Origin of the sequence: Kribbella pittospori (assembly GCF_004331465.1) — a bacterium.
Lineage (GTDB): Bacteria > Actinomycetota > Actinomycetes > Propionibacteriales > Kribbellaceae > Kribbella > Kribbella pittospori.
In genome coordinates, this window is record NZ_SJKB01000009.1 from 215,824 (window position 1) to 236,076 (window position 20,253).

The 20,253-nt window shown below is 69.1% G+C and carries 15 protein-coding genes; 13 read left to right on the forward strand and 2 right to left on the reverse strand.

Annotated features, from left to right (window positions below; translation table 11 throughout):
* Positions 1 to 78 precede the first annotated feature (78 nt).
* From topA to E0H73_RS27785, 3 genes are all read left to right on the forward strand, one after another.
* Complete coding sequence (gene topA, locus E0H73_RS27775; RefSeq protein WP_272949154.1) at positions 79 to 2,835, forward strand: type I DNA topoisomerase; 2,757 nt, start codon at positions 79 to 81, stop codon at positions 2,833 to 2,835.
* Positions 2,836 to 2,850: 15 nt separating this feature from the next.
* Positions 2,851 to 3,282 carry a Fur family transcriptional regulator gene (locus tag E0H73_RS27780; protein WP_131361521.1) on the forward strand — a complete coding sequence of 144 codons (432 nt, stop codon included), beginning with the start codon at positions 2,851 to 2,853 and terminating at the stop codon, positions 3,280 to 3,282.
* A 66-nt stretch (positions 3,283 to 3,348) separates the two neighbouring features.
* A complete protein-coding gene (locus E0H73_RS27785; RefSeq protein WP_238164309.1) occupies positions 3,349 to 6,147 on the forward strand; it encodes a glycoside hydrolase family 2 TIM barrel-domain containing protein in 2,799 nt (932 codons plus the stop codon).
* Positions 6,148 to 6,357: 210 nt separating this feature from the next.
* On the opposite strand, the gene E0H73_RS27790 is transcribed toward E0H73_RS27785, so the two are convergent.
* Positions 6,358 to 7,782: an aminotransferase-like domain-containing protein gene (locus tag E0H73_RS27790; protein WP_131361523.1), complete on the reverse strand. Its 1,425-nt coding sequence runs from the start codon at positions 7,780 to 7,782 to the stop codon at positions 6,358 to 6,360.
* A gap of 63 nt (positions 7,783 to 7,845) precedes the next feature.
* On the opposite strand from E0H73_RS27790, the gene E0H73_RS27795 reads away from it, so the two are divergent.
* The 7 genes from E0H73_RS27795 (at position 7,846) to E0H73_RS27825 (ending at position 16,809) form a co-directional block, all read left to right on the forward strand.
* Positions 7,846 to 8,958: a pyridoxal phosphate-dependent aminotransferase gene (locus E0H73_RS27795; RefSeq protein ID WP_131361524.1), complete on the forward strand. Its 1,113-nt coding sequence runs from the start codon at positions 7,846 to 7,848 to the stop codon at positions 8,956 to 8,958.
* Between the two features lie 171 nt (positions 8,959 to 9,129).
* Positions 9,130 to 11,115: a dTMP kinase gene (gene tmk / locus E0H73_RS27800; RefSeq protein ID WP_131361525.1), complete on the forward strand. Its 1,986-nt coding sequence runs from the start codon at positions 9,130 to 9,132 to the stop codon at positions 11,113 to 11,115.
* Positions 11,112 to 12,314, forward strand: coding sequence for a DNA polymerase III subunit delta' (locus E0H73_RS27805; protein ID WP_131361526.1), 1,203 nt, complete (start codon positions 11,112 to 11,114; stop codon positions 12,312 to 12,314). The genes tmk and E0H73_RS27805 overlap by 4 nt, the downstream gene beginning before the upstream one ends.
* Positions 12,315 to 12,431: 117 nt before the next feature.
* Positions 12,432 to 13,100, forward strand: a complete 669-nt coding sequence (locus tag E0H73_RS27810) for a DUF4190 domain-containing protein (RefSeq protein ID WP_131361527.1) — start codon at positions 12,432 to 12,434, stop codon at positions 13,098 to 13,100.
* A 159-nt stretch (positions 13,101 to 13,259) separates the two neighbouring features.
* Positions 13,260 to 14,159: a DUF4190 domain-containing protein gene (locus tag E0H73_RS27815; protein ID WP_131361528.1), complete on the forward strand. Its 900-nt coding sequence runs from the start codon at positions 13,260 to 13,262 to the stop codon at positions 14,157 to 14,159.
* Positions 14,160 to 14,230: 71 nt separating this feature from the next.
* Positions 14,231 to 15,277, forward strand: coding sequence for a PSP1 domain-containing protein (locus tag E0H73_RS27820; RefSeq protein ID WP_131361728.1), 1,047 nt, complete (start codon positions 14,231 to 14,233; stop codon positions 15,275 to 15,277).
* Positions 15,278 to 15,336: 59 nt separating this feature from the next.
* Positions 15,337 to 16,809, forward strand: coding sequence for an alpha/beta hydrolase (locus tag E0H73_RS27825; RefSeq protein ID WP_238164310.1), 1,473 nt, complete (start codon positions 15,337 to 15,339; stop codon positions 16,807 to 16,809).
* Positions 16,810 to 16,811: 2 nt separating this feature from the next.
* Here the strand turns inward: E0H73_RS27825 and E0H73_RS27830 are convergent, their stop codons facing one another.
* A complete protein-coding gene (locus tag E0H73_RS27830) occupies positions 16,812 to 17,438 on the reverse strand; it encodes a hypothetical protein (protein WP_131361530.1) in 627 nt (208 codons plus the stop codon).
* Positions 17,439 to 17,521: 83 nt separating this feature from the next.
* On the opposite strand from E0H73_RS27830, the gene E0H73_RS27835 reads away from it, so the two are divergent.
* From E0H73_RS27835 to E0H73_RS27845, 3 genes are all read left to right on the forward strand, one after another.
* Positions 17,522 to 17,878: a sterol carrier family protein gene (locus tag E0H73_RS27835; RefSeq protein WP_238164311.1), complete on the forward strand. Its 357-nt coding sequence runs from the start codon at positions 17,522 to 17,524 to the stop codon at positions 17,876 to 17,878.
* Positions 17,879 to 17,977: 99 nt separating this feature from the next.
* Positions 17,978 to 19,264, forward strand: a complete 1,287-nt coding sequence (locus tag E0H73_RS27840) for an MFS transporter (RefSeq protein ID WP_131361531.1) — start codon at positions 17,978 to 17,980, stop codon at positions 19,262 to 19,264.
* A gap of 11 nt (positions 19,265 to 19,275) precedes the next feature.
* Positions 19,276 to 20,250, forward strand: coding sequence for a hypothetical protein (locus E0H73_RS27845; RefSeq protein WP_238164312.1), 975 nt, complete (start codon positions 19,276 to 19,278; stop codon positions 20,248 to 20,250).
* The last annotated feature ends 3 nt before the right edge of the window (positions 20,251 to 20,253 follow it).

Consider the following 20,253-nt stretch of genomic DNA (forward strand, 5'->3'; position numbering starts at 1 on the left):
GGGTCGATCTGTGCCCGGGGGAACAGACGTACAGTCATGGACGTTGCCGGCAGGACGAGAGCGAGAGCAAGGAGCGCAGTGGCAGGGGCAGCAGGGACGAAGACATCAGCGGGCAGCCGCCTGGTGATCGTCGAGTCGCCGAAGAAGGCGCGGATGATCGCCGGCTTCCTGGGGTCCGGGTACGTGGTGGAGTCGAGCTTCGGCCACATCCGCGACCTGCCGAGCGGAGCGGACGAGATCCCGGCGAAGTACAAGGGCCTGCCGTGGGCGCGGCTCGGCGTCAACGTCGAGGACCACTTCGACCCGCTGTACGTCGTACCGGCGGACAAGCGGGCCCAGATCCGCAAGCTGAAGGACCTGCTCAAGGGCGCCGACGAACTCTTCCTGGCCACCGACGAGGACCGCGAGGGCGAGGCGATCGCCTGGCACCTGCTGGAGGAGCTGAAGCCGCGGGTCCCGGTGAAGCGGATGGTCTTCCACGAGATCACGCCGAAGGCGATCCAGGACGCGGTCGGCAACGCCCGCGACATCGACGAGGCGCTGGTCGACGCGCAGGAGGCGCGCCGGATCCTCGACCGGCTGTACGGCTACGAGGTCTCGCCGGTGCTGTGGAAGAAGGTCATGCCGAAGCTGTCGGCGGGCCGCGTGCAGTCCGTCGCGATCCGGATGGTGGTCGACCGGGAGCGGGAGCGGATCGCGTTCCGCAGCGCGTCGTACTGGGATCTGGACGCCACCCTCGACGCGGGTGAGGGTCGCTCGCCCCGGCAGTTCCCGACCCGGCTGATCTCGGTGGACAGCCGGCGGGTCGCTCAGGGGCGCGACTTCAGCTCGATCGGTGAGCTGAAGAGCCAGAACACGGTCCATCTGAACGAGGCGACCGCGACCGCACTGGCCGGTGCGCTGCGCGACTCGCAGTTCTCCGTCCGGTCGATCGAGTCCAAGCCGTACACCCGCAAGCCGTACGCGCCGTTCCGGACCACCACGCTGCAGCAGGAGGCCGGCCGCAAGCTCGGCATGTCCGCCTCGCAGACCATGCAGATCGCCCAGCGGCTGTACGAGAACGGCAACATCACCTATATGCGTACGGACAGCGTCACGCTGTCCGACACCGCGATCACCGCGGCCCGGGCCCAGGTCCGGGAGCTGTACGGCGCGTCGTACCTGCCGGACAAGCCGCGCGTCTACACCTCCAAGGTGAAGAACGCGCAGGAGGCGCACGAGGCGATCCGGCCGGCCGGTGAGGTCTTCCAGACCCCGGCGCAGACCGGTCTGTCCGGTGCGGAGTACCGGCTCTACGAGCTGATCTGGATGCGCACCATCGCGTCCCAGATGAAGGACGCCGAGGGCCGCAGCGTCTCGATCCGGATCGACGCGACCGCGTCGACCGGCGAGAAGTGCGAGTTCACCTCGTCCGGCCGCGTGATCACCTTCCACGGCTTCCTGAAGGCGTACGTCGAGGGCGCGGACGATCCGTCCGCCGGGACGGACGACCAGGAGACCCGGCTGCCCGACGTGACCGAGGGCGACGTACTGCCCGCGGTCGAGGTGCTCGCCTCCGGGCACGAGACCAAGCCGCCGGCCCGCTACACCGAGGCCACGCTGATCCGCGAGATGGAAGAGCGCGAGATCGGCCGCCCGTCGACGTACGCGACCATCCTCGGGACGAACGTGGCCCGCGGATACATCTACAAGAAGGGCCAGGCGCTGGTGCCGGCCTGGCTGGCGTTCGCGGTGGTTCGGCTGCTGGAGGAGCACTTCACCCGGCTCGTCGACTACACGTTCACCGCGTCGATGGAGGACATCCTCGACGAGGTCGCGGCCGGCAACCTGCAGCGCGAGGGCGTGCTCGGCCGGTTCTACTTCGGTGACGACGGCGTCGAGGGCCTGCAGTCGATGGTCAGCGACCTGGGCGACATCGACGCCCGCGAGATGTCGACGTTCCCGGTCGGCGGCGACGACTCCGGGGTCGTGCTCCGGGTCGGTCGCTACGGGCCGTACGTCGAGGACAAGGACGAGCGGCGCGCCAACGTGCCGGAGGACCTGCCGCCGGACGAGCTGACCGTGGACAAGGCCCAGGAGCTGCTCAGCCAGCCGTCCGGGGTCGAGCACGAGCTGGGTAACGCGCCTGACACCGGGCTGAAGGTGGTCGCGAAGGCCGGGCGGTTCGGGCCGTACGTGACCGAGGTCCTGCCGGAGGACGCGCCGAAGAGCGCCAAGCCGCGGACCGGTTCGCTGCTGAAGTCGATGACGCTGGAGAGCATCGACCTCGGCGACGCGATGAAGCTGCTGTCGCTGCCGCGGGTGGTCGGGAAGGATCCATCCACGGACGAGGAGATCACGGCGCAGAACGGGCGCTACGGGCCGTACCTGAAGAAGGGGACGGACTCGCGGTCGCTGGCGACCGAGGAGCAGATGTTCGACATCACGCTCGAGGAGGCTCTCAAGATCTACTCCGAGCCGAAGCAGCGTGGCCGTCGGGCCGCGGCTCCGCCGCTGAAGGAGCTGGGCGAGGACCCGGAGTCGGGCAAGCCGGTCGTGGTCAAGGAGGGCCGCTTCGGTCCGTACGTGACCGACGGCGAGACGAACGCGACCCTGCGCAAGGACGACTCGGTCGACTCGATCTCACTGCTGCGCGCGGCCGAGCTGCTCGCCGACAAGCGGGCCCGTGGACCGGTGAAGAAGACGGCCCGGAAGTCGCCGGCGAAGAAGACCGCGGCGAAGAAGACGGCTGCCAAGAAGACGGCGACCAAGAAGACCACCACCAAGAAGGCCGCCGCGAAGAAGACGGCGACCAAGAAGACGGCGACCAAGAAGACGGCCGCGAAGAAGTCGTAGCTTGAGGAGGCCGATGTGACGAGTGCTGTCGAGGTCACCGCGCAACGGCTGCGGGACCGGGGCGAGCGGGTCACACCGGCCCGGCTGGCGGTCGTCGAGGTGCTCGCCGGCACGGAGGAGCACCTCAGCGCCGAGCAGATCGGCGAGCGCGCCGAGGAGTTGCGTCCGGGGATCCACCGCGCCACGGTCTACCGGGCGCTGGACGCGCTCGGCGAGTTCGGCCTCGTCACCCACGTCCACCTCGGCCGCGCGGGGACGACGTACCACTTGGCTGGGGATCTCGCGCCTCGCCACCTGCACCTGCGCTGCTCCGAGTGCGGCACGGTGTACGACGCTCCCGGCGACATCCTCGAGGCCGCCCGGAAGAAGGTCCAGCGCGAGCTCGGCTTCCAGTTGGCACCCGAGCAGGTCGCCCTGGTCGGCGTGTGCGTGGAGTGCCAGGGCTGAGTCCCCCTGTCCATATCTGTTCATCGGTGTGGATTCATGAACAAGCTTGGCTTAGGGTCGGTGGGTGTGACGGATGACCTGAGCTATGTCGAGGACTTTGCCCCCGGTGCGGGCGTACTTCCCCCGCGGGCCTGGCTGGACGACGACGCGGAGCGGATCCCGCTCAGCGGGGACTGGAGCTTCCGGCTGTCCCCGAGCGTGGCCGACGCCCCCGACGACCTGAAGGACCCGGACACCACTGGGTGGGACACCATCGCGGTCCCCGGGCACTGGCAACTCAGCGGGTACGGCGCCCCGGCGTACACGAACGTGGTCTATCCGTTCCCGCTCGAGCCGCCGTACGTGCCGACGGACAACCCGACCGGTGACTACGTCCGGACCGTGACGATCCCGGCGGACTGGTCCGGTTCGCGGGTGGTGCTGCGGTTCGAGGGCGTCGACTCGCGGTTCGCCGTCCACGTGAACGGCACGATGGTCGGCTGGTCGTCGGGGTCGCGGCTGCCGTCGGAGTTCGACCTGACCGAATTGGTTGCTCCGGGCAAGGAAGCGCGGATCGCCGTCCGGGTGCACCAGTGGTCGGCCGGCAGCTACGTCGAGGACCAGGACATGTGGTGGTTGTCCGGGATCTTCCGCGAGGTGAATCTGCTCGCGTTCAAGACCGGTGCTCCCACCGATGTCTTCGTGAAGGCTGCCTGGGATCACATCGACGGCGCAGGCACGCTGCTGGTCGAGTCCGACGTACCGGGCACGGTGTCGGTGCCTGAGTTGGGACTGGAGTTGCCGACCGGCCAGCACACCCGGATCGAGAGTGTGCAGCCGTGGAGTGCCGAGGTGCCGCGGTTGTACGACGGTGTGCTGCGGACCGACGGTGGTGAGGTGCGGCTGCGAATCGGGTTCCGGACGGTCGCGATCGTCGACGGCGTACTCGAGGTCAACGGCAACCGGGTGCTGTTCAACGGCGTCAACCGGCACGAGTTCCACCCCGACCGCGGTCGCGCGCTGACCGAGCAGGACATGCTGGACGACGTACTGCTGATGAAGCGGGCCGGCATCAACGCGGTCCGGACCAGCCACTACCCGCCGCACCCGCACTTCCTGTCGCTGTGCGACGAGTACGGCCTGTACGTGATCGACGAGTGCGATCTGGAGACGCACGGGTTCGGGTACGAGCCGGAGCCGCCGAAGCTGCCGAACCCGGTGATGGACCCGCGGTTCCGCGACGATCTCGTCGCGCGGATGGCGCGCACCGTACACCGGGACAAGAACCACCCGTCGATCATCATCTGGTCACTCGGGAACGAGTGCGGCATGGGCGAGAACCTGCGCGCGATGTACGACCTGGCGAAGGAACTCGACCCGTCCCGGCCGGTGCACTACGAGCGCGACACCGAGGCGGAGTTCGTCGACATCTACTCGCGGATGTACACCTCGCCGGAGGGGTGTGCGGAGATCGGGGCGGACACGTCGCTGTACCGGAATCTGCCGTTCATCCTGTGCGAGTACGGGCACGCGATGGGGAACGGGCCGGGTGGGTTGCTCGACTACCGCGAGGTGTTCGACAAGTACCCGCGCTGCCAGGGCGGCTTCATCTGGGAGTGGATCGACCACGGGATCCGGACCACGATCGACGGACGCGAGATCTACGCGTACGGCGGTGACTTCGGCGAGACGATCCACGACGGGAACTTCGTCTGCGACGGGCTGCTGTTCCCGGACCGGACGCCGTCGCCGGGCATGCTCGAGTACATCAAGGTGATCGAGCCGCTGCGGATTGTTGCTGATGGCAACGGCGGGGTATCGGTGACCAGCCGGTACGAGGTGCTGGACACCAGCCACCTGACGTTCCGGATGGTGATGGAGGTCGCGGGTGAGCGCGTCGGGGAAGGCACCTTGCCGGTGCCGGTGCTTGCGCCGGGTGAGACCGCCACGGTCGTGCTGCCGCCGGGCGTGCACAAGCGGGTCGACGGGGGGGAGTCCGAGATCTGGGTGACGGTGACTGCTGAGCTCAGCGAGGCGACTTCCTGGGCGGCTGCCGGTCACCGGATCGCCTGGGGCCAGATCCGGCTGGACGAGCCGGCTCTCCGGTCTGATCTTCCTTCAGGTGTGCCTGCCACCAATGTGACTGCCGGCGTTGGTGGGATCGGCTTTGGGGATGTTCGGAACGCTCGGCTGGATGTTTGGCGGGCGCCGATCGACAACGACGCGAATCCAGGGGTTGCGGACGCGTGGCGTGAGCAGGGGCTGCATCGGGTGCAGCACCGGATCGTGTCGCAGGGCGAACGTGATGGTGCCTGGGAGATCGTCACCCGGACCGCGCCGCCGCAACTGCAGTGGGGTCTCGTCAGCACCTGGCGCTGGACGGCTGTCGACGGTGCGGTCGTTCTCGAGCTGAACGTCGTACCCGAAGGCCAGTTCCCGGAGGTGCTGCCGCGGCTCGGCATCACGTTCGAGCTGCCGAAGGTGGAGCGGGTCGAGTGGTTCGGCACCGGCCCCAACGAGGCGTACGTCGACACCCGCGAGGCCGCCGCGGTCGGCAAGTACTCGGCCACGGTCGCCGAACTGCAGACGCCGTACGTCCGCCCCCAGGAGAACGGCCACCGCATCGACACCCGCTGGGCCACCCTCGGCGGCCTCCGCATCGAAGCGCTCGGCGCCCTCTTCGGCCTCACCGTCCGCGACTGGACCACCCAGGCACTGGAGACCGCCAAACACACCGCAGACCTCACCCCCGGCGACACCACCTACGTCACCCTCGACATCGCCCAAACCGGCGTAGGCACAGCCGCCTGCGGCCCAGCCCTCCCAGACCGGGACAAACTCAAAACCGCCCCCGCCACCCTCACCCTCCGCTTCACCACCGCGTAGCGCCTCGACGCGGACCGGCAGGCCATTACAAGGACGCATCCGAGCGGCTCCCGCGCTCGGGTACCGCCAGGTGCGCCTTGTGATGGCCTGGCCGTCCGCCGTGGAGCCCGGACCTGTGCCACTCAGCAAGCTGGTGCCCCTCGCGCGGTTCACGCTCAGCTGCGGGCCGGCGACAGCCGAATCACCTGGTTGGTGAGTGCTGCAGGTGCGTCAGATGGCGATGGCTGGTCGGGGGTATACGCGGTCGGCTGGGGGGTGGTACGTGGACCAGGCTGTGGTCAGGCGGGTTACTGCTTCGGTGAGGTCGGCTGGGCGGGCTCGGAAGTGGAGGCGGAGGTAGGGGTCGGCGGCGCCGGTGATGTCCAGGCCGGCGCCGGGGAGGATGGCCAGGCCTTGGCGGAGGGCGGACTGGGCGAAGGAGTTGCCGTCGCCGTGGGGGAGGCGGGCCCAGAGGGTCTGGCCGCCGCGGACGGTGGGGACGTACCAGGTCGGGAGGTGTTCGGCCAGGAGAGCATGCAGGTGGTCGTGGCGGGCTTGGAGGTCGTGAGCCAGGCCGAGGTCGTCGAGCTGAGTGACCAGGTGTGCGGCGGCGAGTTGGGTCGGGACGTTGCCGCCCAGGTCGTGGACGGCGCGGACGCGGGCCAGGCGGGTGATCAGTGGAGCCGGTCCGCGGATCCAGCCGATACGGAGTCCGCCCCAGATGCTCTTGCTCAGCGAACCGACCGAGATCACCGCATCGCTGTACGCCGCCAGCGGCTTCAGCCGCGGCTCACCAGGGAAGCCGAGATCCGCAGGCACCTCGTCCTCGATCAGCGGTACGTCGGCCGCCGCAGCAGCCCGCGCCAACCGCTGCCGAGCCAGCGGAGACAGCACCGACCCAGTCGGGTTGTGGTACGTCGGAATCACATAAGCCAACGCCGGACGCCGTTCCCGCACCGCCGCCTCGAACCCCTCCAGACCAACCGGCAACCCGCGCAACACCGCGGCCTCCTCCCGGAACGCCTCTAGCGCACCCGGGTACGTCGGCGCCTCGACCAGCACTTGATCCCCAGGAGACAGCAGCGTGTGCGCCAGCAACGACAGCGCCTGCTGACCACCGTTCGACACCAGGATCTGCTCCGGCACCGTCGGTACGCCGTACTCCGCATAGCGCCGAGCGATCGCCTCCCGCAGGACCGGTACGCCGTACGGGTAGTAGCCGATGTCGCCGGTGATCCTCCCGAGCTCCGGCACGATCCGCGCGTACGCCTCCGCGACCTGCGGCGGCGGGTCCTCCGGCGCGGCGCAGATCGCGAGCAGTACGCCGTCATCGTGCGACTCCAGCGAGTCGAGGAAGATCGGGTCCACCGGCGCGTCCTCGACCGCGGCCCCAGACGGGACTCCAGCCACCCGCGTCCCACTGCCCTGGTGCCGAGTGATCCGCCCCTCAGAGCGCAGCAGTTCGTAGGCGGCAACCACCGTCGTACGCCCGACCGCCAGCGCCCCAGCCAGCGCGCGGTCCGGTGGCAGCAGCGCGCCCGGAGGGAGCTCGCCGTCGTCGATGAGTCGCCGCATCCGGGCCGCGAGCAGCACGTAGAGCGGGCCGCGGCCCGACGACCACCGCCCCAATCGCTCGCTCACCTCGATTGGTCTCATCTGCAAACCAATTGTGCCGGATTGGCTCTGGGGTCGCCAGGGCCGGTCCCGGACGATGGCGGCATGGCCACCTTCCCGCGCAACGACATCGTGTCCCTGACCGACGAAGAGTCCCGCCATGAGCTGGGCGAGAGCTACGGACCCGACCTCCGGCTCTCCGACCTGCTCACCCCCGAGCTGGGCGACCTGGAGCTGAGCTACGGCACCGCCGCCGGCGACCTCCGGCTCCGGACCGCGATCGCCGACGCGCACGGCGTACGGCCCGATCAGGTCGTCGTCACGGTCGGCGGAATGCATGCGATCTTCCTGCTCGCCTATCTGCTCGCGGATCACGGTGGCGAGGTCGTCACGACCGCGCCGCTGTTCCCGCTGACCCGCAACGCCTACGAATCCGTGGGTTCCGACGTCCGCGTGATCCCACTGACCTTCGACGACGGCTACCGACTGACGGCTGACGCAGTCCGCGAACGCCTTACTCCACAGACGAAACTGGTCAGCCTGACGACTCCGCAGAACCCGTCCGGGGTCGCCGTACCGCCGGAGACCCTGCGCGAGATCGTCGCCGCCATGCACGAGATCTGCCCCGACGCGTATCTGCTGGTCGACGAGACCTACCGCACCGCGTCGTACGGCGATGATCCGGTCGCGGAGACCGCGGTCCATCTTGGGCCGAAGGTGGTGACTGTGGCGTCGCTGTCGAAGTGCCACGGCGCGGCCGGGCTGCGGATCGGGTGGGTCGTCAGCACCGACGCGGATCTCGTCGATCGGCTCGTGACCGCGAAGTTCAACACGGTGGTGTCCGCATCCCCGGTGACCGAGGCGCTCGCCGTCCGCGTCTTCGAACTCGAGGACGAGATCCTCGCCGTACGACGGCCATGGCTGGCTGAAGGAATCGCAAGCACCGAGGACTGGGTGCGGGCGCACAGCGACCTGGTCGAGTGGGTCCGGCCGGACGCGGGAGCGCTGTGCACGATCCGGCTCAAGCCGCAGGTCGACCTCGATCGATTCCGTGCCGCGACCGCTGAGCTCGGCGTACGGCTCGCCGACGGCGACTGGTTCGGCGACGACCCGCGCGTCTTCCGCCTGGGCTTCGGATTCCCGCCGCCGGTCGAACTGAAGGCGGCACTCGACGCCTTGACGACCGCACTGCAGAGGGCTGTCGATGCCGCCGACTAAAGTGCCTGGTCGAGGGACGGCGGCACGCCTAGCGGCGCCCCAGACGCCCGCTGGCGGCGTTGTCGTCGTCGCGCAATGCTCCGCATTGCTCTCCTCCTCCGCCTTGCCAGCGAACGACTGGACCACCGCTAGTCGCACCGACGTCCCTCGACCAGGCACTAGGCTTTGGGTGTGCCGGAGGTATATGACCCGCTGACCGATCCCGCACCGGCGCATGATGTGCGCGCGGTGTTGCGGATCCGGGCGTTCCGGCGGCTGTGGATCGCGTTCGGGTTGTCCAGCCTCGGCGACTGGATCGGCCTGCTGGCGCTGACCGCGATGGCGAAGGCGTTCGCCGGTGACGACTACCAGGCGGCGAACTTCGCCATCGGCGGTGTGCTGTTCCTGCGCGTGCTGCCTGCACTGGTGATGGGACCGGTGGCCGGCTGGATCGCGGACCGGCTGGACCGGCGCTGGACGATGATCATCGGCGACCTGGTCCGGGCCGCGTTCTTCGTCAGCATCCCGATCGTCGGCACCCTCACCTGGGTGCTGGTGGCAACGGTGCTGATCGAGATCGTGAGTCTGATCTGGGGCCCGGCCAAGGACGCCAGCGTGCCCAACCTGGTGCCCCGGCACCGGCTCGAGGCGGCCAACCAGATCAGCCTGATCACGACGTACGGGACCGCTCTGCCGGCCGCGATCATCTTCACCGCGATCACCCTCGTCTTCCGCTGGGCCGGCGATTTCGCCGTCGACCTGGCCGTGTACGTGAACGCCGCGACCTTCGTGATCTCGGCCCTCGCGATCGTCTCGGTCGCGGAGATCGGCCGCGCGGTGCACGAGCACGAGGACCACCCGACGCTGTGGCGGACCATGGTCGAGGGCTGGTCCTACGTCACCGGTACGCCGGTGGTCCGCGGGCTGGTGGTCGGCATCTCCGGGGCGTTCGCCGCTGGTGCGGTGGTCATCGGCCTCGGCCGCACGTACGTCGAGGACCTCGGCGCCGGCGATCCCGGGTACGGCGTGCTCTTCGGTGCTGTCTTCGGCGGCCTCGCCCTCGGCATGGGGTTCGGGCCGCGGCTGTTCTCCGGACTGTCCCGGCGCCGGCTGTTCGCGGCCGGGCTGGTCGGGTCCGGGATCTGCCTGACCGGACTGGCCTTGATCCAGCAGATCGAGATCGCCACCATGATCGCGATCCTGCTCGGGTTCTGTGCCGGTGCGTCCTGGGTCTCCGGGTACACGCTGCTCGGTCTCGAGGTGCCGGACGCAGTTCGCGGGCGGACCTTCGCCTTCGTGCAATCCGCCGTACGCACAGTGCTTGCGGTGACACTGGCGATCGCGCCGTTCGCCGCCGGTGCGATCGGCCGGCACACGTACTCGATCGGAGGCAAGTCGGCCACCTACAACGGTGCCTCGATGACGATGCTGATCGCCGCGATCGTGGCCGGGGTGATCGGCCTGATCGCGTGGCGGCAGATGGACGACCGACCGGGCGTCCCGTTCTGGCGTGACGTCCGGCGCAGCTTCGGCAAGACTCCAGGTGTGTATCCGACGACCGGCCTGTTCATCGCGCTCGAAGGTGGCGAGGGCGCGGGGAAGTCGACCCAGTCCGCGCTGCTGGTGGAGTGGCTGAAGGAGCACGGCCAGCAGGTCCTGCTCACCCGCGAGCCCGGCGCGACCTACCTCGGCAAGACGCTGCGGCAGATCGTGCTGGACCCGGCCACCGGCGACATCTCACACCGGGCCGAGGCGCTCATCTACGCCGCCGACAAGGCCGAGCACGTGGACTCGGTGATCAAACCCGCACTCAAGGCGGGCGCGGTCGTCATCACCGACCGGTACGTCGACTCCGCCCTGGCCTACCAGGGATCCGGGCGCGATCTGGACCTGTCCGAGGTGGAGCGCGTCAACCGCTGGGCGACCGACGACCTGCGGCCGAACCTGACCATCCTGCTCGACCTGCCACCGCGGAGCGGCCTCGGCCGGTTCGCCGAACGGGACCGGATCGAGGCGCAGTCGCACGACTTCCACGAGCGGGTCCGCAACGCGTTCCTCGAGCTCGCGGCCGCGGAGCCGCAGCACTACCTGATCCTCGACGCCACCCTGGACCGCGAGGACATCGCCCAGCAGATTAGAGCCCGACTCCAGCCAATGCTCCCGAAGGTGGACCTATGAGTGTGTGGGACGACCTCGTCGGGCAGGAGCCGGCGATCGCCGTACTCAAGAAGGCTGTGGCCGGGGCCGAGGCCGGCATGCGCGGGGAGACGGGCGCGGCGGTGGCCGGGATGACGCATGCCTGGCTGATCACCGGGCCGCCCGGATCCGGCCGATCGAACGCCGGGCGTGCGTTCGCGGCCGCCCTGCAGTGTGCGAACCAGGGCTGTGGCGAGTGCAACGAGTGCCGTACGGCGCTCAGCGGTGCGCACCCGGATGTGTCGCTGATCCGCACCGAGCTGCTGTCGATCCGGGTCAGCGAGATCCGCGAACTGGTCCGCCGGGCCGCGATGAGTCCGACCCAGGGCCGCTGGCAGGTGATGGTGGTCGAGGACGCGGACCGGCTGACCGAGCAGGCCGCAGACGCGTTGCTGAAGAGCATCGAGGAGCCGGCGCCACGGACGGTCTGGGTGCTGTGCGCACCGACCGTGGAGGACGTCGTACCGACGATCCGGTCGCGGTGCCGGTTGCTGGTGCTACGGACGCCTCCGGTGGCCGCGGTGGCGGAGATGCTGACGAGCAAGCTTGGGGTGGATGCGGAGCTCGCCGGGTTCGCGGCGCGGGCCGCGCAGGGGCACATTGGCCGGGCCCGGGCGCTGGCGCGGGACGAGCAGGTGCGGGAGCGCCGTACGAAGGTGCTCGAGGTTCCGTTCGCGCTGCGTGACATCGGAGCGTGCCTGAAGTCGGCGCAGCAGTTGGTCGACGCGGCCAAGGAAGAGTCCAAGGCGAGCGCCGAGAAGGTCGACGAGAAGGAACGGACCGAGCTCGAGCAGGCGCTCGGCGTCGGCACCAAGGGCGCTCGGCCCCGCGAGGCGGGCGCCGCGATCAAGGAGCTCGAGGAGCAGCAGAAGGCTCGGGCGAAGCGCTGGGAACGCGACGTGCTGGACCGGTCACTGGTCGACCTGATCGCGCTCTACCGGGACGTGCTGGTTGTGCAGACCCACGCCGGCGCCGAGCTGATCAACGCCGAACTCAGTCGCCCGATCGAGCAGCTGGCAGCCCGGACCACACCTGAGCAGACGCTGCACCGGATCGACGCCTTGTCAGGCTGCCGGGAGGCGATCGTGACGAACGTCGCTCCGCTGATGGCGCTGGAAGCGGTCATGATCGCGCTGTTCGAGGGCTCGGCCAGCCCGTTCGTGAGACTGGCGTCCGACTAGGGCGCGGTCGTGGCGTCCGGTTAGCGGGCGGCCGATGTAACACCGAGACCGGCGAGTCCGATGACTGGGTGTCCGGGCAAAACAGAACGCTCGGCAGTTTTGCTTGAACGGACCAACATGACCCAGCCGCCCTCTCCGATCCAGCCTGCGCGGCCGTCGCTGCCGTCGGCAGAGTCCTGGCTGGAGGGCGTCCCGACGCCGGCCCAGCAAAAGCAGGACCGTTACGCCGTCGCGGCCTTTGTGACCAGCCTGCCCGGCCTGGTGCCAGTGGCGTTGGTTCTCGCCGGGATCGCGCTGCGCCGGATCAAACGGACCGGCGCGCGGGGCAAGGGCCTTGCGTACGGCGCGCTCGCGATCACGCTCTGCTGGGTGATCGCTACCAGCGTGGCAGTCGGCCTCAACCTGTACGGCGAACGGAAGGCCGGGATCGGCCGCACGGTGGGGATCGCGGAGGTGCGCGTGGAGCAGTGCTTCGACGCGGACCTCGAGGCGGAGACCCTGCGGCTGGTGCGGATCCAGGACTGTGCGATCGCGCATACCGGTGAGGCGTACGCCAAGGTCCGGGCGAACCTGGCCGGACTGTCCGCCGAGGAGACCCAGACGGTCGCGACGCAGCAGTGCGCGACGGCGTTCAAAACGTTCGTCGGGAAGCCGTACGAGCAGTCCGAGCTGGACATGTACTACGTGGTGCTGGAGGATCACGCTGTTGCTGACGGCAACGTCCTGTGCCTGGTCGGGATGCCGGGGACCCGGCTGACCGGTAGCATGCGCGGGTCGCAGCGGTAGCTGTCGCGGCGGATTACTGGGGGAAGCGTGAGTCAACCACCGTACGGTCCGGAGCCGGACCGGCCACAGGACACGCCGAGGTCGTTCCCGACCTACGGCCGTGCCGGACTACCGCCTGCCCAACAGCCTGGTGCTCAGCAGCCGGGCGCGGGACCTTGGGTGGCGCCGGGGCAACCGCAGTCGCCGCCGGGGCAACCGGCGTACGGGCAGCAGTCTTATGGCCAGCAGGCTTATGGTCAGCCGGCCGGTGGTCAGTCGCCGTACGGTCAGCCGTCTTATGGTCAACCGCAAGGTGGGCCGGGGCCGTACGGTCAACCGCATCAGGGGTATGGGCAACCGCACTACGGGCAACCGCCGTACGGACAGCCGGGGTATGGGCAGTTTCCGGCGGCCTACGGGTATGGGTATCCGGGGGCGGCGACGAACGCCACCAACTCGCTCGCGACCGCGGCCCTGGTGACCGGTCTGGGCAGCATCGTGTTCTCGATCGCGGCTCCGGTGGCGGTCGGTCTCGGCATCGGGGCGCTCGTACAGATCAAGAAGCGCCGGCAGAGCGGTACCGGGCTGGCGATCACCGGCATCGTCGTCGGCGGCCTGATCACGATCTTCTGGGTCGGCTTGATCGTGGTGATGATCGCGGTCGGCTCGGACAGCGACGACGACTACTACGGCGCGCCCCAGCCCACTACGTCGTACACCGGAACGACCACCTACGTGGACGATCTGGCCGTCGGCGAGTGTTTCGACGACGGGACCGAGGAGGGCGAGGCGCTGCGCCAACCCTGCAACGAGGAGCACGACGGCGAGATCGTCGCCGACGTCACCCTCCCGGACGGCCCGTACCCCGGCGACAGAGGCGTGGAGAAGGCCGCGAAGAGCAGTTGCGCAACGCAGTTCGCGAAGTATGTCGGCAAGAGCGCGGCCACCTCGGAGCTCGACCTGTCCTACTGGACCCCCGACGAAGACCTCTGGAACGACAACGACCGCCTGGTGATCTGCGCCGCCTACGCCCCCGAAGGCGAAACCCTCAGAAGCACAGTCAAAAACTCCCACCGCTAAACCCCAGCAGCCATCCCCACGCGTGGGATGACCTACTACATGCCCTGGCCAGTACGCTGGCTGGCGTGGGCATGGTTATGGCGGTGTCGTTCGAGCGGTACGGGCGGCTCTATTACCTGGACCCCGGCCCGCATCGTCCGCGTGTCGGGGACAAGGTGCTGGTGCCGACCGATGACGGGCCTGAGGTGGCTGAGTGTGTCTGGGCGCCGCAGTACGTGACGGAGGAGATCGGCGGGCTGCCGCTGTGTGACGGGATCGCCACGGCGGATGACCTGGACCGGGACGAGGCGAACCGAGTACGCCGGGCCGACGCGCGCGTGATCGCGAAGCGGTTGATCCGGCAGCACGGGCTGCCGATGAAGGTGGTCGGGATCGACTTCGTCGACCGGCGGCCGGATGTGGACCAGCTGGTCATCGTGTACTTCTCCGCGCCGCACCGGGTCGACTTCCGCGAGCTCGTACGGGATCTGGCCCGCGGTCTCCGGGCGCGGATCGAACTGCGGCAGGTCGGAGCCCGCGATGAGGCCCGGCTGCAGGGCGGGATCGGGCCGTGCGGGCGGGACCTGTGCTGCGCGACGTTCCTGAAGGACTTCGAGCCGGTCAGTGTGCGGATGGCGAAGGACCAGGACCTGCCGCTGAATCCGCTGAAGATCTCCGGCGCCTGCGGGAGGCTGATGTGCTGCCTGAAGTACGAGCACCCGCTCTACCAGGAGTTCAACGCGAAAGCCCCGTCGGTCGGTACGCCGGTCGAGACCCCCGCGGGTGATGGAGTGGTGGTCGGACACAACGTGCCGAGCGACACCGTGGTCGTCCGGCTGGCCGCATCGGGCCGGCGCTGTGCGTGCAGCCGTGCGGACGTGTGTTCACCGCGGCAGCAGTACGAAGCCTCCAGTACGACGACGCCCGACGCACCACTGCCCGAGGACCTGGCGGAAGTACAGGACGCGCCGAAGACCGCGCCGACCCCCTCACCGGAGACCATGGCGGAGCACCCAGCCGCGGAAGACCCAGCCGCAGAGGACACCGCCGCGGAGGAGACCACGGAGCAGCGGCGCCGCCGTAAGCCCCGGCGCCGTCGGCGCCTGCACCACGAGGACGAGGGAGACGCCCCCCAGTGAAATTCCGCAGGACTACCGTGTTGCTGGCAGCCGTTGCGGTATTGGCGAGTGGATGTGGGGTGGCGAGCCGGGCCCAGGACGCGGACGGCGGGACGGCCGGCTCGAGTCCCGGCCAGCCGAAAGGCCCGGCCGGCCCGATCCCGGCGGGGCTCGAGAAGTTCTACCAGCAGCAGCCGGACTGGGAGCGCTGCGGTTCCAACCAGGAGTGCGCGACCATCACCGTGCCGCTGGACTACTCGAAGCCGGCCGGTCAGACGATCGAGCTGCGAGCGCGGAAGGTGCTCGCCCGGGACCGTGGCGGCAAGATCGGGACGCTGTTCATCAACCCCGGCGGGCCAGGTGGGTCCGGGGTGGAGTTCGCCGCCTCGGCCGGGTTCGTGCTCGGGCAGCCGTTGCTGCGGAAGTTCGACGTGATCGGCTGGGATCCGCGCGGTGTCGGCGAGTCGACCCCGGTGAAGTGCCTGGACACCGAGCAGTTGGACAAGTTCATCGCGGCCGACGGCAGCCCGGACGACGACGCCGAGATCAACGAGCTGAACAACGAGGCGAAGATCCTCGCGGACGGCTGTGAGCAGCGCTCCGGCGAGCTCCTGCCGCACGTGTCGACCAAGGACGCGGCCCGCGACATCGACGTACTGCGGGGCATCGTCGGCGATCCCCAGCTGTACTACCTCGGCATGTCGTACGGCACCTACCTGGGCGCGACGTACGCCGAATTGTTCCCGAAGAACGTCGGCCGGCTCGTGCTCGACGGCGCGGTCGACCCGTCGAAGACCTCGGAGCAGAACAACATCGCCCAGGCGAAGGGCTTCGACACTGCGCTGGACGCGTTCGCGGAAGACTGCGCGCAGCGGTCCTGCCGGCTCGGCAGCACCAAGGCGGAAGTGCTCGCGAAGGTCGACAAGCTGATCAACGACAGCGACGCGACGCCGCTGCCAGGTGACGGAAAACGCCAGGTCACGCAGGCCCTCGTCGTGCTCGGGGTGATCTACCCGCTGTACCTGAAGGACTTCTGGCCGCGGCTCGAGGATGCGGTCCTGGACGGCCTTGAAGGCAAGGGTGCGCGGCTGCTCGCGCTCGCCGACGAGTACACCGGCCGCAAGCCGTCCGGCTACGAGAACAACCAGAACGAGGTCATCTATGCGGTCAACTGCCTGGACCGCCCGGACATCACCTCGGTCGCGCAGGCCAAGGCCGAGGAGCCCGAGTACAAGGCCGCCTCACCGCGCTTCGGGTCGTTCCTGTTGTGGGGCTCGGTCGCGTGTGCGAACTGGCCGGTGAAGCCGGAGGACAAGCCGCACCCGATCAAGGCGGCTGGCGCGAAGCCGATCGTGGTCGTCGGCACGACCCGCGACCCGGCCACGCCGTACGCCTGGGCCGTCGGCCTGGCACATCAGCTGGAAAGCGGTGTCCTGGTCACTCGGGACGGCGACGGGCACACCGGTTACAAGGCCGGGAACGAGTGCGTCGACAACGTGGTGGAGACCTACCTGCTGCAGGGCACGGCGCCGACCGCCGACATCAAGTGCTGAGGTCAGTTCGGGCGGTTGTCGCCGCTTGAGGACGGCAGCTCGAGGGACTGGGTGGCGCGCTCGAGTACGGCGCGCAGTCCGGCCTCGTCCTGCGGGCGGCCGCCGACGGTGATCTCGATCGCGGAGCTCTCGCCGCCGTCGGTGGAGACGAAGCGCGACAGCCCCATCCGCGGGCCGCGGTTCTGGTCGACGTAGGTGTAGATCAGCGTGCCGTCGGCGCGGCTGATCACGTCCAGGTCCTGCTCGTCGATGCTCTTCGCGCGGTTGTCCACCAGCTTGTCCGGCGACGACTTGCTGCCGCGGGTGTCGAACCGGATCTGCCAGACGCCGGCCGGATCCATGAAGCGCGGCCGGGTGCCTGCCTGACTGCTCTTCCAGGCGGCCGGGACGTCGGCCGAGACGGGCGCCTTCTCGGTGCCGAACGTCTGCTCGGTGTAGCGCAGGGAGTCGGCCTGCAGCCCGTCGGAACGGGTCGTTGGGCCCGGAGTGGGTTGGCTCTTCACGATGTCGGCGGGCTTGTCGCTCGCCAGCGGGTTCCCGTTGATCGCCAGCACGCTGCCGAACACAGCTACGCCGACGGTCATTCCCGCCAGCGTCATCAGCAGCGCCTGGTGCCTGGGCGTGAGCATCCCGACCTCGCTTCCGTTTCTCCCGCCTGATTATCGTCCACACAAGGGGCGACTCCACAATCCGCGGCGTACGCTGGCACGTCGTGAACACGCTCGACCCCGCGCTGGACCAAGCCTTCCAGCAAGCACTCCAACGGTACGACGCCGGTACGGCGGAGCGCGCCGACCTGAAGCTGCTCACCAAGCAACTGCTGAAACGCCTGGTCGCGAAGGCTCCCGGTCACGCGGTCGAGGTCCGCGTCCCGCCGTACGGCGCGGTGCAGTGCATCGAAGGCCCCCGGCACACGCGAGGCACCCCCGGCGCGGTGGTCGAACTCCCACCGGAGCTCTGGATCGAGCTGGCCCTCGGCCGCACCACCTGGCTCGACGCCCGCGCCACCGGCAAACTCCGCGCCAGCGGCGAACGCACCGACCTGACCGCCTACCTCCCGCTGGCCTGAGCCGCGACTTGGGGTGATCGACGCCAACGGCAACCAATCGGTCCCGAGGGATGGATAAAGCTTTTCGCCGGAGTCGCGGTCCGATGTCACTATGTGCCGGTGGCGTCAAGTGTCCGTGAGCGACTGGGCCGGCTGCGCGTCGATCTGACGCCCTGGCGAGGCTCTCGCGATTTCCGCATCCTGGTGGTCTCGGGCTCCGTCTTCTTCCTCGGCGGCATGGTCGGGTACGTCGCCCTGCCCTACCAGCTCTACCAGATCACCGGCTCCAACTTCGCCGTCGGTGCGATGGGTCTGGTGACGATCGCGCCACTCGTCGTGTTCGGCCTGTACGGCGGTGCGCTCGCCGACCACGTGGATCGCCGGAAACTGCTGATCGGCACCGGCGTCGCACAGGCCCTCATCTGCGCGACCCTGCTCGGCAACACCCTGCTCGCCAGCCCGCGGGTGTGGCTCATCTACGTCTGCGGTGGCCTGAACGCGATCGCCTCCTCGCTGCAGCGCCCCAGCCGCGAGGCTTTGCTCCCGCGGGTGGTCAAGCATGCCGAGATCCCGGCCGCTGTCGCGCTGAGCTCTTTGACCATGCAGATCGGGCAGCTCGCCGGGCCGGCGCTGGGCGGCGTACTGGTCGGGTCGGTCGGCGTGACCTGGGCGTTCGCGGTCGAGCTCACCGGGTTGGTCGTCGCCACCGGGCTTTACTTCCGCCTCGGTTCGTACAAGACGAGTGAGCACAGCACGCCGCCGAGTCTGCGGGCGATCGGCGGCGGGATCGTCTACGCGTTCCGCCGCAAGGACCTGCTCGCGACGTACCTGGTCGACATGGTCGGGATGTTCCTGGCGATGCCGATCGTGCTGTTCCCGGCGTTCGCCACCGAGATCCTGCAGCAGCCGAAACTGCTCGGTCTCCTCTACAGCGCTGAAGCGATCGGGGCGATGGTCGCCAGCCTCACCAGCGGCTGGGCGAAGCACGTCCACCATCAGGGCCGGGCCGTCGTACTCGCGACCATGACCTGGGGCGCCGCGGTCGGGGTCGCCGGCCTGGCGCCGAACATCTGGTTCGCGATCGCCTTCTTCGCCGTGGCGGGCGCCGCGGACATGGTGTCGGTGCTGTTCCGGTCGGTGATCTGGAACCAGACGATCCCGGACGAGATGCGCGGCCGGCTGGCCGGGATCGAGATGCTCGGCTACTCGCTCGGCCCACTCGGCGGCCAGGCGCGCTCCGGCATCGTCGCCGACCTCACCGGCGTCAGGACCGCGATCGTCAGCGGCGGCATCCTCTGCGTCGCCGGCGTGATCGGAACCGCGGTCTGGCTGCGCGAGTTCTGGCAGTACGACTCCCGCACCGACGAACACGCGGTCCGCGAAAGAGAATTGCGCACAGCCAGTTAGAGTCAGTGATCATGCGTATCCGCCGTGTTGTGATTGCCGGGCTGACCGCGGCTGCTCTTGCGGGTTGCGGTGGACCGGGTCAGGAGACGGCGCCCAACGTGCCTCCGCTGGTCTCGGTGAGCACGCCCCCGACCGAGACGCCCTCCGAGACGCCGTCGACGACCCCGAGTGGTCCGGTCACCTCCAAGGTTGCGGACACCCTGTGCGTGCGAATGGATCAAACGCTCGTGCAATCGACGCTGGCGGTCCCGGTGGTGCAGATCCAGCCCAAGGCGATCCCGGCCGAGTTCGGCGTTCCGACGTACGACGTCTGTCAGTTGGGTCTGAGCACCGGCCCGATTGGCCCGGTCCTGCGGGTCGGGATTTCGGTGCTCCCGGCAACAAAGGCGACGCTGACCGCGACCCAGCGCGCGTACGCCGCGACCAACCGGCAACCGGCCAAACCGGCCGCGGTGGGTGAGGGCGGGTTCGGGACCAGCACGTTCGTGGTGTTCCTGCTCAACGGACGGCTGTACAAGGTCAGCGGTCCGTCGGCGACGCTGGCGAAGTATGTCCTCCTGGGCCAGGAAGTGGCCCGGCAGGCGCCCGGACTGCCTGAGGCGCCGGCGTTCATCACCCGCCCGGACTGCGACCGCGGTACGGCGGCCGCGGAGAAGGTGCTAGGTGCGCCTCCGATGATCCGGCGCGACGGCGAGACCGCCGTCGGCGACCTCGTTTGTGGCTGGGTGAATCCGACCAGCGTGCTCTCGACGTCAGTACGGCGTACTCCGAAAGCGGAGGCGTTGATCGCGCCGCTCCGCAAGGCTTCGACCTCGCAGTCGATCCCGCTCGGCGACGAGGGCTACGTCGACACCGCCACCGGCCGCACCACCATCCGGGTCGGCGACGACAAACTGGTCGACCTGGTCCCACTCCCGGCCCGAGCGGTCGACCCCGACCTGATGACGAAGGTCGCCCTCGCCATGTCCCCGCTCTACACCCGCTGAGCG